The 14,312-nt window shown below is 45.7% G+C and carries 7 protein-coding genes; 2 read left to right on the forward strand and 5 right to left on the reverse strand.

Annotation, left to right across the window (positions count from 1 at the left end):
• Nucleotides 1-8: 8 nt before the first annotated feature.
• The 4 genes from gltB to purF form a co-directional block, all read right to left on the reverse strand.
• Nucleotides 9-4,556 carry a glutamate synthase large subunit gene (gltB, locus tag ACTQ50_RS02680; protein WP_441482860.1) on the reverse strand — a complete coding sequence of 1,516 codons (4,548 nt, stop codon included), beginning with the start codon at nucleotides 4,554-4,556 and terminating at the stop codon, nucleotides 9-11.
• 14 nt (nucleotides 4,557-4,570) lie between these two features.
• Nucleotides 4,571-6,199 (reverse strand): CTP synthase, encoded by a 1,629-nt coding sequence (locus ACTQ50_RS02685; RefSeq protein WP_441482861.1) that lies wholly within the window; start codon nucleotides 6,197-6,199, stop codon nucleotides 4,571-4,573.
• Between the two features lie 851 nt (nucleotides 6,200-7,050).
• The gene (locus ACTQ50_RS02690) at nucleotides 7,051-7,278 is read right to left on the reverse strand and encodes an HPr family phosphocarrier protein (protein WP_441482862.1); all 228 of its coding nucleotides are present in this window, start codon (nucleotides 7,276-7,278) and stop codon (nucleotides 7,051-7,053) included.
• A gap of 259 nt (nucleotides 7,279-7,537) precedes the next feature.
• A complete protein-coding gene (gene purF / locus ACTQ50_RS02695) occupies nucleotides 7,538-8,962 on the reverse strand; it encodes an amidophosphoribosyltransferase (RefSeq protein ID WP_441482863.1) in 1,425 nt (474 codons plus the stop codon).
• A gap of 298 nt (nucleotides 8,963-9,260) precedes the next feature.
• On the opposite strand from purF, the gene ACTQ50_RS02700 reads away from it, so the two are divergent.
• Nucleotides 9,261-11,360, forward strand: a complete 2,100-nt coding sequence (locus tag ACTQ50_RS02700; protein WP_441482869.1) for a glutamine synthetase III family protein — start codon at nucleotides 9,261-9,263, stop codon at nucleotides 11,358-11,360.
• A gap of 319 nt (nucleotides 11,361-11,679) precedes the next feature.
• Nucleotides 11,680-13,407 (forward strand): ammonium transporter, encoded by a 1,728-nt coding sequence (locus ACTQ50_RS02705; RefSeq protein WP_441482864.1) that lies wholly within the window; start codon nucleotides 11,680-11,682, stop codon nucleotides 13,405-13,407.
• A 177-nt stretch (nucleotides 13,408-13,584) separates the two neighbouring features.
• On the opposite strand, the gene ACTQ50_RS02710 is transcribed toward ACTQ50_RS02705, so the two are convergent.
• A complete protein-coding gene (locus tag ACTQ50_RS02710; RefSeq protein ID WP_441482865.1) occupies nucleotides 13,585-14,130 on the reverse strand; it encodes a transglutaminase-like domain-containing protein in 546 nt (181 codons plus the stop codon).
• Nucleotides 14,131-14,312 lie beyond the last annotated feature (182 nt).

Here is a 14,312-nt window from a genome sequence, read left to right on the forward strand (position 1 = left end):
CTGCCTCCTTAATGCTTAACTCCTATGCTTTCGTAGAACGCTTCCATCTGTGCCTGCTCACTGTTCAGACCTTTTTCCTCAAGCTTTGCACTTAATGTGATCATCTTCTTGTACTCATTTGGAATGAGCTTCTTGAAGTGAGGCAGATACTCGTCAAACTGATCCAGGACCTTCTGTCCAAGCTTAGAACCGGTTGCAGCTACATGTGCTTCGATCAGATCCTTCAGTTCTTTTTTGTCGTATTTATTCTCTACTTTTTCAATAGAAATCATTGCTTTATTTAAGTTCTTATAAAGAACATTCTCCACATCCAGCACGTAAGCGATACCACCGCTCATACCAGCTGCAAAGTTTTTGCCTGTTCTACCAAGGACAACTACACGTCCGCCAGTCATGTACTCACAGCCATGCTCGCCAACACCCTCAACAACTGCATTTGCACCAGAGTTACGGACTGCAAAACGCTCGCCTGCCATACCGTTGATAAAAGCGGTTCCGCTGGTTGCACCATAGAGGGCAACGTTGCCCACGATAATGTTGTCTTCTGCCTTATAACCGGCATTCTCCGGAGTTTTCAGGATCAGTTTTCCGCCGGAAAGACCTTTTCCAAAGTAGTCGTTGCAGTCACCGGTAAGCTTCAGGGTAAGTCCCTTCGGGATAAATGCACCAAAGCTCTGTCCGCCGGCACCGGTACAGTCAATCTCTACCGTATCCTCCGGCAGTCCGTTTTTGTTGTTTCTGGTGATCTCTGCACCAAGAATGGTACCAAAAGCTCGGTCTGTATTTTTTACTTCTACAGAGAAACGTGTCTTTTCCCCTCTTCTGATGGCACTGCTGCATTTCTTTACCAGGATCTTTTCATCCAGAGTTTTCTCCAGCTGGAAGTTGTATTGGGCCTTCGGATCAAAGGTTACATCGCTGCCAGCTTTTGCATATGGGTTGTTCAGGATGGCACTAAGGTCTACCTTACCCTTGTGAGGCTCGTCTACTGCGTCTGTAGCTACCAGAAGATCGGTACGTCCAACCATTTCCTTCAGGCTTCTTACACCCAGTTTTGCCATGTATTCCCGAAGCTCCTGGGCAATAAATCTCATAAAATTCTCTACATATTCCGGTTTGCCTTTGAATCTCTTTCTCAGCTCCGGATTCTGGGTAGCCACACCAACCGGGCAGGTATCCAGATTACATACTCTCATCATCACACAGCCCATGGTTACAAGCGGAGCTGTGGCAAAACCAAATTCCTCAGCGCCAAGAAGTGCTGCAATGGCAACATCACGGCCGCTCATCAGCTTACCATCTGTCTCAATGCGCACACGGTTTCGAAGTCCATTCATAAGAAGAGTCTGATGGGTTTCTGCAAGTCCAAGCTCCCACGGAAGTCCTGCATTGTGGATAGAGCTTCTTGGTGCTGCACCGGTACCTCCATCATATCCGGAGATCAGGATAACCTGGGCACCAGCCTTTGCAACACCGGCAGCGACAGTACCTACACCAGCCTCAGAAACCAGTTTTACAGAAATATCGGCGTATTTGTTTGCATTTTTCAGGTCATAGATCAGTTCTGCCAGGTCCTCGATGGAATAGATATCGTGGTGCGGCGGCGGAGAGATCAGGGAAACACCAGGTGTAGAGTGACGGGTCTTTGCTACCCATGGGTAAACCTTCTTTGCCGGAAGATGGCCGCCCTCACCAGGTTTTGCACCCTGTGCCATTTTGATCTGGATTTCTCTTGCAGATACCAGATAACGGCTGGTCACACCGAAACGGCCGCTGGCTACCTGTTTGATAGCAGAACATCTGTCATCAGCAGTTCCTGCGGAATCCAGTCTTTCGTCACTTTCACCGCCCTCACCGGTATTGGATTTTCCATGAAGGTGATTCATGGCGATGGCAAGAGTCTCATGTGCCTCCTGGGAAATGGAACCATAGGACATAGCGCCTGTCTTAAAGTGTTTTACGATCTCGTCAACACTTTCCACTTCTTCGATCGGCACTGGATTTTCTGCATACTTAAAGTCCATAAGGGCACGAAGATTGCCGTGGTTTTCTTTATCTACAAGGTCCGTATACTGTTTGAACATCTCGTAGCTGCCTGTTCTTGTAGACTGCTGAAGGAGATGGATGGTTGCAGGATTGTAGCGGTGCTCCTCGCCCTGGCTTCTCATCTTGTGGGCTCCTACACTATCCAGAGTCAGGTCTGTGGTAAGCCCTAACGGGTCAAAAGCCTCAGAGTGAAGCTTCTCTACATTATCCTCAATATCCTCCAGTGTAATACCGCCAACACGGCTTACGGTGCCTGTGAAGTATTTATCAATTACATCCTGGGATACACCGATTGCCTCGAAGATCTGGGAGCCCTGGTAGGACTGGATGGTGGAAATACCCATCTTGGAAGCAATCTTAACAATGCCACTGATCACAGCATGGTTGTAATCCTCAACAGCTGCATAATAATCCTTATCCAGCATATGGGTATCGATCAGCTCATGGATGGTCTCAAGTGCCAGGTATGGGTTGACTGCACTTGCACCATAGCCAAGAAGAGTGGCAAAATGATGAACCTCTCTTGGCTCGCCGGACTCCAGAATAATGGCAAGGGAAGTACTCTTTTTGGTTTTTACAAGGTGCTGGTGCACAGCAGAAACTGCAAGCAGGGACGGGATCGGCATATGGTTTTCGTCCACGCCTCTGTCAGAAAGAACCAGAATATTGGCGCCGTCTCTATAAGCTTTGTCAACCTCTACAAACAGACGGTCAATGGCACGCTCCAGCTTTGTGCTCTTATAGTAAAGGGTAGAAACAACTGCCACCTTAAAGCCTTCATGGTTCATCTCTTTGATTTTCAGCATATCCGTATTGGTAAGGATCGGATTGTTGATCTTTAATACCTTGCAGTTCTCCGGGATCTGCTCCAGAAGGTTTCCGTCTTTTCCAACGTAAACGCTGGTGCTGGTTACGATCTCCTCACGGATGGCATCGATCGGCGGGTTGGTTACCTGGGCAAAAAGCTGTTTGAAATAGTCGAATAAAGGACGGTTCTGTTTGGAAAATACTGCCAGAGGTGTATCTACACCCATAGCTCCAATGCTCTCCGCGCCGTTTAATGCCATGTTGCGGATGGAGGTACGGTACTGCTCATAAGTATAACCAAATGCCTTCTGCAGACGAGAACGCTGTTCTTCTGTATATTCTTCCATTCTTTCGTTTGGAATCTTAATATCTTTTAAATGTACCAGATTGCTGTCCAGCCACTCACCATATGGCTGTTTCTTTGCGTACATTTCCTTTAATTCATTGTCGTCCATGATCTTGCCCTGGACAGTATCTACCAGAAGCATTTTTCCAGGATGAAGACGCTCTTTTAACACGATCTTCTCTTCTGGTACCGGCAGAACCCCAACCTCAGAGGAAAGGATCATGCATCCATCAGAGGTTACGTAATATCTGGATGGACGAAGACCATTTCGGTCAAGAACTGCACCCATCACATCTCCATCTGAGAAAAGAATGGAAGCAGGGCCATCCCATGGCTCCATCATAGTTGCATAATACTGGTAGAAATCACGTTTTTCCTGGGAAATGGTGTCGTTATTTGCCCATGGCTCCGGAATGGTGATCATCACAGCAAGTGGAAGATCCATACCGCTCATGGTAAGGAATTCCAAGGTATTGTCAAGCATGGCTGAGTCGGAACCGTTTCTGTTTACTACCGGAAGGATCTTCTGCATTTCGCCTTCTAAGTAAGGAGACTCCATGTTTTCCTCTCTTGCCAGCATTTTATCTGCATTTCCGCGGATGGTGTTGATCTCACCGTTGTGCACGATCAATCTGTTCGGATGTGCTCTCTCCCAGCTTGGGTTTGTGTTGGTACTGAAACGGGAATGTACCAGCGCAATGGCGGACTCATAGTCCGGGCTCTGAAGATCAGAGAAAAATGTACGAAGCTGTCCAACCAGGAACATACCTTTGTAGACGATGGTACGGCTGCTCATGGAACATACGTAGGTGTTGTCATTACTCTGCTCAAATTCACGGCGGGCAATGTACAGCTTACGGTCAAATTCCAGACCCTTTTCCATATCCTCAGGTTTCTTGATAAAAGCCTGCATAATATACGGCATGCACTCTCTGGCTTTATGTCCAAGGACCTCCGGCACTACCGGAACTTCTCTCCAGCCAAGGAATTCCAGACCTTCTTTTTCCACGATGATCTCGAACATTTTTTTCGCCTGGGCACGTTTGATCTCATGTTGCGGGAAAAAGAACTGGCCAATACCATATTCTCTTTCCTGTCCCAGCTCGATTCCCTCTTTTTTACATGCTTTCTTGAAAAATTTATGGGAGATCTGAAGAAGGATACCAACGCCGTCACCGGTTTTTCCTTCTGCATCTTTACCGGCGCGGTGGTCCAGATTCTCTACAATCCGTAATGCGTTGGCAACTGTGTCGTGGGATTTTTTTCCTTTGATATTGACAACTGCTCCGATTCCACAATTGTCATGTTCAAATTCCTGGCGGTAAAGTCCCTGCCTTTCCTTTCTCACTTCTTTCATTTTCCTCATCCTTTCTATTGTTGATTAAGAGTTTCCTCTTTTTTGCTTTTCTCTGCCGCTGCCTGGACAAATCCACGGAACAGCGGGTGTGCATGGTTTGGTCTTGATTTAAATTCCGGATGGCCCTGGGTTCCTACAAAGAACGGATGGGACGGAATCTCGATCATTTCCACAATATGACCGTCCGGAGAGGTTCCGGCAATGGTCATTCCTTTTTCTGCTAATTCTTTTCTATATGCATTGTTTACTTCATAACGATGTCTGTGACGTTCCTGGATCTCTTTCTGTCCAAAGAGCTTCAATGATAAGGAATCATCTGCCAGGACACATGGATAGCTTCCAAGACGAAGGGTTCCTCCAAGGTCTTCTATATCCTCCTGGTCTGGCATCAGGGCGATCACCGGATGGGTGGTCTCCGGAGCCAGCTCAATGCTGTTGGCATCTTCATAGCCAAGAACGTGGCGGGCAAATTCCACAATTGCCATCTGCATTCCAAGACAGATTCCAAGGTATGGGATCTTGTGTACACGGGCATACTGGGCAGCCAGGATCATTCCTTCTGTTCCTCTTCCGCCGAAGCCGCCTGGTACCAGGATTCCGTCTACCTGGTAAAGTCTCTGGTCCAGGTTTTTCTCGTTCAGCTCTTCGGAATCGATCCAGGTGATCTCAACTTTTGCTTTGCAGGCGATTCCGCCGTGTTTCAGTGCTTCTACTACGCTCAGGTATGCGTCGTGAAGCTGGGTATATTTTCCTACCATGGCAATGTTTACGGTTTTGTCTGGATGGCGGAGATTTTCTACCATTGCTTCCCAGTCGGTAAGGTCTGGTTTTCTCTTCTCAAGTCCAAGGGACTGCATAACCACGTCGGCCAGTTTCTCACGCTCCATGGCAAGTGGTGCTTCATATAAATATTCTACGTCCAGGTTCTGAAGTACGTGGCTTACCGGTACGTTGCAGAACAGGGCGATCTTTGCTCGCAGGTCATCCGTCAGCGGATATTCGCTTCTGCATACCAGAACGTCTGGCTGGATTCCCATTCCCTGAAGTTCTTTTACGCTGGCCTGTGTTGGCTTGGTTTTCATCTCGCCGGAGGCTTTTAAGTATGGGATCAGGGTTACGTGAATGAGGATGGCGTTTTCATGTCCCACGTCGTGCTGGAACTGACGGATGGATTCCAGGAATGGCTGGCTTTCAATGTCTCCTACGGTTCCGCCTACCTCTATGATGGCGATCCGGTCTTCATCCGGGGATTTGGCACGGTAGAAACGGCTTTTGATCTCATTTGTAATATGAGGGATAACCTGTACGGTTCCTCCGCCGAAGTCTCCGTGACGTTCCTTTTGCAGAACGGACCAATAGATTTTTCCGGTTGTGACGTTGGAATTTTTATCCAGACTTTCATCAATGAATCGTTCGTAGTGGCCAAGGTCCAGGTCGGTCTCGGTTCCGTCGTCGGTTACGAAGACTTCTCCATGCTGAATGGGGTTCATGGTTCCCGGGTCAATGTTGATGTAGGGATCAAATTTCTGCATGGTTACCTGGAAGCCTCTTGCTTTTAAAAGTCTTCCTAATGAAGCTGCCGTGATTCCTTTTCCCAACCCTGACACAACACCGCCAGTAACAAAAACGTATTTTACTGCCATTTCTCGATTTCCTCCTCCAATTGCTTTTGATGTGCTGATATGTAAAAAAGGCGTCAAAGAGGAGGATTAGGGGGCACTTAACCTGTCTATCTCTCTTTGACGCCTTTGTCAAAACAAATTCTTATTCAAAAATATGCTATATAATAAATCATTTTTTTGGCTTTGTCAATCCACTTTTTTGTTATTTAGTGTGCTGGTTCCCCGGACGCGCTTTTACAATGTATATTCACCGCCGTGCGTCCAGGCGTTCCGGTGAGCTAGCTGGTAACTACGACTAAGACGCTCAGGAGAGCCTTCGCGCCTAAGTCTTCGTAACCATCGGATCTCACCTCCACTAAACCCGCTCCTAAAATGCACGGCTACATGAATATACATTGCAAAATCGCTGGTTACTGGCAGGGGAAATTCAAAAACTATCATTGTCAATAAATTATAGGGAAACCAACACTCGAAGCGCCCCACCTGATAAAAGTTCCTATGTACCAGTTTCAGCCAGTACACAGCGTTCGGGCAATGGGTATTACTCCAGCGAACCATTTCAGGCGCGCCCTTAGCGTAGATGAAATCCAGCGCTTACGAAGACTTAGGAGTGACGGCTCTCCGGAACTCCTTAGTCGCAGTTAGCGATTAGTTCATCGTAGCGTTGCGCCGGTGAGTGAGTAATACCCATTGTCCGAATGCGTCCCTCCTGAAGAACTTTTAACCCACTAAATAGCAATTTTAATAAATAAAAAAACAGATGTTGTCGGGATGCCATGTTGTCGCATATTTTAAGTCGTTCCCGGCAATATCTGTTTTTTACGATTGTAATGTGGGGCACCGTGGGGGGTTCCAGTTCGCGACTGCGGTGGTTAGGCAACGGCAAACTTCTGTAATGTACGGTTAAATTCCTTGCTCTCTCCATGGCACTGTACAGTAAGAACCCGTGTAAGATCCATGCTCAGAACTCCCAGAATGGATTTTGCATCAATGATGATTCTGTTGTAGAAAATATCTATGTCAAAATCACATTTACCTGCTGCTTTAACGAACTCTTTCACATCCTCCGTTGCATTCAGCTTGATCTGCTTCTGACACATCGTTATCACCCTTTCTGTTCTACAGGAATATTGGTTTCCTTTTCTGATCAAGGGAAAGTTTGAAAACGTTTTCCCTTGATTGAGGCAAATTATGCACCAGCTCGCGATTTTTGTCAAGTTTTTTCTTGTATACTTTTTTGTAACATTTCGGACATAAATATACCGATTGTACAAATTTACAATCGGTATTTTGTTAATTATAGACTATTTTATTGTTATGGACGTTCTAGGACAGTCCGTACAAATGAAATTTTTTCTCTTATATCTTGTGAATTTCAAAGTCATTTTGTAAATTATTCTCATCTGGAATTTCCATAGGATATTTGCCGTCAAAGCATGCTTTACAAATAGGAAGTCCTCCTGCCATGCCTTCCAGATAATCGATCTCCATATAGCCAAGGGAATCGGCTCCGATCATCTTTCGGATCTCCTCTGTGGAATGCTGGGCTGCGATCAGCTGGTCGTTGCTTGGCACATCAGTTCCGAAATAGCAGGGGTGTAAAAACGGCGGGGAACTGATCCTTACATGCACTTCAAGAGCGCCTGCCTCCTTCAGCATACAGATTAGGTTGGCAATGGTGGTTCCACGGACAATAGAATCGTCCACAAGCACAATACGTTTGCCCTTTACAACAGCCTCCAGCACGCTCAGCTTCAGATGAACGCTGGACTCTCTTTCTTTCTGGGTTGGTTTGATAAAGGTTCTGCCGATATAAGAATTCTTATAAAATGCAAATCCGAATGGAATGCCGGATTCCTCAGAAAATCCCTTTGCAGCAGGAATTCCGGATTCCGGAACACCGGTAACAAGATCCGCTTCTACAGGATAGGATTTTGCAAGGGATTTGCCACCGCGGATACGGGCATCATAGACCTTTACGCCGTCCAGAGTGCTGTCCAGTCTTGCAAAATAAATATATTCAAAAACACAGTGGGCCCGGGTTTTTACCATACTGGCAAGGGTCTTATCAGACTTTACCCCTTTACGGCTGATGGTGATCATCTCGCCCGGTTCAATATCACGGATAAACTCAGCACCTACTGAAGTAAGGGCGCAGCTCTCAGAAGCCAGTACATAGGCGTTGTCTCTTTTTCCAAGACAGAGTGGCTTTAAACCATAAGGATCACGCACTCCGATCAGCTTACGGGGACTCATGATCACAAGCCCATATGCTCCTTGCAGCTTCTTGGCTGTATTTAAGACTGCTTCTTCTACACAGCTGGTATGTACTCGTTCTCTTGCTACATGGAATGCGATCACTTCTGAATCTGTGGTGGTGTGAAAAACCGCTCCGCTCTGGATCAGTTCCCATTTCAGCGCCTTTGTATTCACAAGGTTTCCATTATGTGCCAGTGCCAGACTTCCTTTTACATAAGATAAAACCAGAGGCTGTGCATTCTCTGCAACAGACGCCCCTGTTGTAGAATAACGTACATGTCCGATTCCAATATCACCACTCATCTTATGAAGTGTATCTTCGCGAAGCACCTCGCTTACCAATCCCAGATCCTTGTGAAACTTTACATTTCCAATGGGTCCCTTGGTATCTGATACTGCCAGGCCACAGGCCTCCTGACCACGGTGCTGCAGGGAAGTAAGACCATAATAAATAGAAGATGTCACATCATTTCCATCCAGATCATAGATTCCGAAGACACCGCACTCTTCTTTAATCTCCGCCATTTGTTTTCCTCCTCGGTACTGAGTATATTTTTCAGTAAACATAAAAAATTATAATGGAAGAAGTCCATTTGTCAAGTACGCTAAACCAAATTTGAACAAGAACTTTTTTCAGTCAATCGCAAAATCTTTTTGGAATTTTTTTCAAAAAAACTATTGACATACGAATTTTTTTGAGTATACTACAGGACATAAAGCAAAGGCGCTTTGGATTACAGAAATGGATCCAAGGTGCCTTTTTCTTTTATCAAAAATAATCAGGATGAAGAAAGACATGAAAAGTGAAAGGAGCGTATCCGTTATGACACAGAATATTCCCGAGATTTATGGAAGTCTTGTTTTCAACGACAGAATCATGCGCAGTAAATTACCAAAGGACATGTACAAGGCACTGAAAAAGACCATCGAAAATGGTACTCATCTGGAGCTTGACGTTGCCAACTCCGTTGCAGTCGCTATGAAAGAATGGGCCATTGAGAACGGTGCTACTCATTATACACATTGGTTCCAGCCTATGACAAACGTAACCGCTGAGAAACACGACAGCTTCATTTCTCCAACAGGCGATGGACAGGTGATCATGGATTTCTCCGGTAAAGAGCTTGTAAAAGGCGAGCCGGATGCATCCAGTTTCCCATCCGGTGGTCTTCGTGCTACTTTCGAAGCAAGAGGCTATACAGCATGGGATCCTACATCACCAGCTTTCATTAAAGATGGAACCCTTTACATTCCTACTGCTTTCTGTTCATACAGCGGCGAGGCTCTTGATAAAAAGACTCCTCTTCTTCGCTCCATGGATACCTTAAATAAAGCAGCAGTCAACATGCTCCACATTCTTGGAAACAAAGGAATCAAACATGTTTCCACTACTGTAGGACCTGAGCAGGAATACTTCCTGATTCCAAAGGAACTTTATAAAGAAAGAAAAGACCTTGTATTCTGCGGACGTACCTTACTTGGCGCTCCGGCTCCTAAGGGACAGGAAATGGAAGATCACTATTTCGGAACCCTGAAGCCAAAGGTTGCAGCTTACATGCACGACCTTGACGTAGAGCTCTGGAAGCTTGGCATTCCTGCAAAAACAAAACACAACGAAGTTGCTCCTGCACAGCATGAGCTGGCTCCTGTATTCGATACTACTAACGTAGCTGTTGACCACAACCAGTTAACCATGGAAGTTATGAAAAAGGTAGCTGACAAACACGATCTGGTTTGCCTCCTTCATGAGAAACCTTTCGAGGGAATCAACGGAAGTGGTAAGCACAACAACTGGTCCATGATCACAGATGACGGTGTAAACCTTCTGGATCCCGGAAAAACACCAGTTGAGAACATTCAGTTCCTGGTATTCTTAATGGCAGTTATTAAAGCCGTTGATGAATATGCTGATCTTCTCCGTATCTCCGTTGCAAGCGCCGGAAACGATCACAGACTTGGTGCCAACGAGGCTCCGCCAGCAGTTGTATCTATTTTCCTGGGTGATGAGCTTACCGAGGTTCTGAAATCTATCGAAAATGATACTTACTTTACTTCTCACGGTGCTGTACAGATGGATATCGGAGCAACTGTTCTGCCGCACTTTGTAAAAGACAATACTGACAGAAACCGTACTTCACCATTTGCATTTACCGGAAACAAATTCGAGTTCCGTATGCTTGGTTCTGCTGCTTCTGTTGCAAACCCGAATATCGTATTAAACACAGCTGTTGCCGAGGCACTTGACCAGTTTGCAAAAGAACTGGAAGGTGTAGCTCCGGAAGATATGGAGCATGCAGTTCACGAACTGATCAAGAGAGCCATCAAGAAACACAAACGTGTGATCTTCAATGGCAACGGTTATACAGATGAGTGGATTGAAGAGGCTGAAAAACGTGGCCTTTACAACCTGAAATCTACTCCGGATGCTCTTCCGATGTGGATCGCACAGAAAAATATCGACCTGTTCACAAAGCACAGCATTTTCACCAGCGAGGAGCTTCACTCCCGTTATGAGATCTGGCTTGAGAACTACTCCAAGACCATCAACATCGAATCTAACACAATGGTTGAAATGGTTCAGAAAGACCTTCTTCCATCTGTTATGTCTTATATCGAAGAAATTGCAAGCACAGCAAGCCTGAAAGCTTCTGTTGTTCCTGGAATCACCTGTGAGAGTGAAACAGCTCTTATTACCAAACTTTCCGAACTTCAGGATGCTATGACAAAAGGTCTTGAGAAGCTGAAAGCAGATACTGCAAAAGCAAGAGCAACTGAGGATGTTCTGGAAAATGCTAAGCTGTATCAGAGCGAAGTGCTTGAGGACATGGAGGAACTTAGAAAATCTGCTGATGAGGCTGAAACTCTCATTCCGGATGACCTGCTTCCATATCCTACATATGGAAAACTTCTCTTCTACATCTAATCGGATTTTCAGAGGAGAATCCTAAAGAAACTTTTCCTTTTCGGAATCGGTTTCTCACACTGGTAAACACAGGGGATATCTATTATGAAACTCTACTTCATAATTCATTATCGATTTCCTCATCCATTAATCACACGATACGGATATCCCCTGTTTTACATATTATACAATTGAATATTTCTGCTGACGCAGACAATAACCATGATCGTAAAGGCGCGAAAGGAAAAACAGATAGGTGTTTTCTCTTTCGCCCTTTTTGATATTTATAAGCGCAATTTCGGAGCTTTTCGAAAAGTGCGAAACGAGGGAGGAAATTATTATGGATTATTCAGCAGTAAACACGATCTGGGTACTTGTTGGTGCCGCGCTGGTCTTCTTCATGCAGGCCGGATTTGCAATGGTAGAAACTGGTTTCACCAGAGCAAAAAACGCAGGTAACATTATCATGAAAAACCTGATGGACTTCTGTATCGGAACCCCGGCCTTCTGGATCGTCGGTTTCGGTATCATGTTCGGAGCCGGAAATGGCTTTTTCGGAAAGATCGGCGGACTTGCTTCAGAGGCAAACTACGGAAGTGCAATGCTTCCAGATGGCGTTCCTTTCTGGGCTTTCCTGATTTTCCAGACTGTCTTCTGTGCTACTTCTGCTACCATCGTTTCCGGTGCAATGGCTGAGAGAACCAAGTTTTCATCCTACTGTGTATACAGTCTTATGATCAGCCTTGTGGTTTATCCGATTTCCGGTCACTGGATCTGGGGCGGCGGCTTTATCAGCCAGATGGGCTTCCACGATTTTGCAGGTTCCTGTGCTGTACATATGGTAGGTGGTGTTGCAGCCTTTATCGGTGCCCTTATCCTTGGACCTCGTATCGGAAAATACTCCAAAGATGGCAAATCAAAAGCAATCCCTGGCCACAACCTGACAGTTGGTGCACTTGGTGTGTTCATCCTCTGGTTCTGCTGGTTTGGTTTCAACGGCGCTTCCACCGTATCCATGGAAGGCGATGCAATTGTAAGTGCAGGAAAAATCTTTGTTACCACAAACCTTGCAGCAGCTGTAGCAACGGTAACCGTTATGCTTATTACATGGGTTCGTTACAAAAAACCAGATGTTTCCATGTCCCTGAACGGTTCTCTTGCAGGACTTGTTGCAATCACAGCAGGATGTGATACCGTATCTCCTGCTTCCGCAGCTATTATCGGTATTATAGCTGGTTTTGTAGTTGTATTTGGTATTGAATTTATTGATAAGGTATTAAAAGTTGACGATCCGGTTGGTGCTGTTGGTGTTCACGGCTTAAACGGTGCATTTGGTACTCTTGCAGTTGGTCTTTTCTCCGACGGTGCTGGTACAGACTGGAAAGGTCTTCTGGTTGGCGGCGGTTTCCACGGATTTGGGGTACAGCTTGTTGGTATGCTGATCACAATCGCCTGGGTAGTCGTTACCATGACCATTATTTTCCAGGTAATCAAACATACCATTGGACTTCGTGTATCCGCTGAGGAAGAGATCCAGGGTCTTGACATCAAAGAGCATGGTCTTGCAAGTGCATACGATGGATTTGCGATCCGCGACGCAGTTGCTGCTGTTCCGACTCCAATGGGAACATCCAGAGAATTTACCACAGTTTCCAGACCTTCTGCTCCAGCTGAATTTGTTCCGGAAATCCCGGCAGACGGTGTTCATAAGCTTACAAAGGTTGTGATCATCACCCGTCAGAACAAGCTGGAAGAGTTCATGCAGGCCATGAATGAGATCGGTGTCACTGGTATCACCATTACAAACGTACTTGGCTGTGGTGTTCAGAAAGGTGCTCCTGCTTACTACCGTGGTGTTGAGATGGATATGAACCTGCTGCCGAAGGTTAAGATTGAAATCGTTGTCAGCCTTGTTCCGGTTCAGAAAGTGATCGAAACAGCCAAGAAAGTTCTTCATACCGGTCAGATCGGTGATGGAAAAGTTTTCGTATACGATATCGAAAACGTTGTGAAGATCAGAACTGGCGAGGAAGGCTACCTGGCTTTACAGGATACTCACGAAGAGTAATTAAATTTTTGACATCTTACTACATTTTTGTTTCCCTTATCTTAGAAAACAGCTCCTGGAAAATCTCCGGGGGCTGTTTTTTCATACTGCTGTTCTCTTCTGTTTCTATATTTCCGGATAACAAAACAGCTTCCGAATATTTTCAGAAGCTGCTTTATCGGTCATAGTTAATGTGTTTTATTTCTCGCAGAATAGTACTTCTTTCCTTCTTACAAACGCCCCGTACTCCAGACCGCGTCCATTTACCTCCATCTCACCAACCTGGTTATCGTATGGATCTGCGCGGAAGCCTTCCTTGGGAACATCAAAATCCGCCTGGAATGCGGTGTTGGTGCTCATTCGGAAAGGATCCAGATTACCGAAATAAAATTGTCTTCTGTCTTCATTTCCCAGTGATGCAGCGTCCCCGCCATAAGAAACATCTGCATACAGCCAGCCATAAGGCTCCACATAAAATCTTGCCCAGTCGTGGGCTCCACAAAAGCCTGGCTCTGCTGCCCAGCCACTCTCCCACTTGGCAGGAACACCAGCACATCGGCACAAAGTGATAAATAACAAGGTCTGCACACCGCAGTCTCCATATAGATTCTTTGCACAGTTATCCGCAATGTTTTCCTGGCTGAAATAGGCTGGCATGAAAGAATAGCGTACATTCTTTGTTACAAAATTATAGCAGGCACGAGCCTTTTCCAGTGCATTGTCTGAATAATCTTCACAATGCAATCTGGCTGTAATTTGCTTTGACAGTTCCCGAATGTAAGTGTTATAGCTACCGTTTTTTATCCGAAAGCTACCGGGCTTGCCAGTCCATGAACAGACGGTTATAATGACCATAAATCTATAGAAAGAAAAAGAGCATTCCCTTTATGATGTCGTGTTACCAGCACGTCATCAGGAATGCTCCA

Origin of the sequence: Blautia sp. Sow4_E7 (assembly GCF_052116245.1) — a bacterium.
Lineage (GTDB): Bacteria > Bacillota > Clostridia > Lachnospirales > Lachnospiraceae > Blautia_A.

What these genes read in the sequence shown, in the direction of transcription:
- ACTQ50_RS02685 (WP_441482861.1), bottom strand. Translation starts at nt 6,199, where the DNA reads ATGGCAGTAAAATACGTTTTTGTTACTGGCGGTGTTGTGTCAGGGTTG.
- gltB (WP_441482860.1), bottom strand. Translation starts at nt 4,556, where the DNA reads ATGAAAGAAGTGAGAAAGGAAAGGCAGGGACTTTACCGCCAGGAATTT.
- ACTQ50_RS02705 (WP_441482864.1), top strand. Translation starts at nt 11,680, where the DNA reads ATGGATTATTCAGCAGTAAACACGATCTGGGTACTTGTTGGTGCCGCG.
- ACTQ50_RS02700 (WP_441482869.1), top strand. Translation starts at nt 9,261, where the DNA reads ATGACACAGAATATTCCCGAGATTTATGGAAGTCTTGTTTTCAACGAC.
- ACTQ50_RS02690 (WP_441482862.1), bottom strand. Translation starts at nt 7,278, where the DNA reads ATGTGTCAGAAGCAGATCAAGCTGAATGCAACGGAGGATGTGAAAGAG.
- purF (WP_441482863.1), bottom strand. Translation starts at nt 8,962, where the DNA reads ATGGCGGAGATTAAAGAAGAGTGCGGTGTCTTCGGAATCTATGATCTG.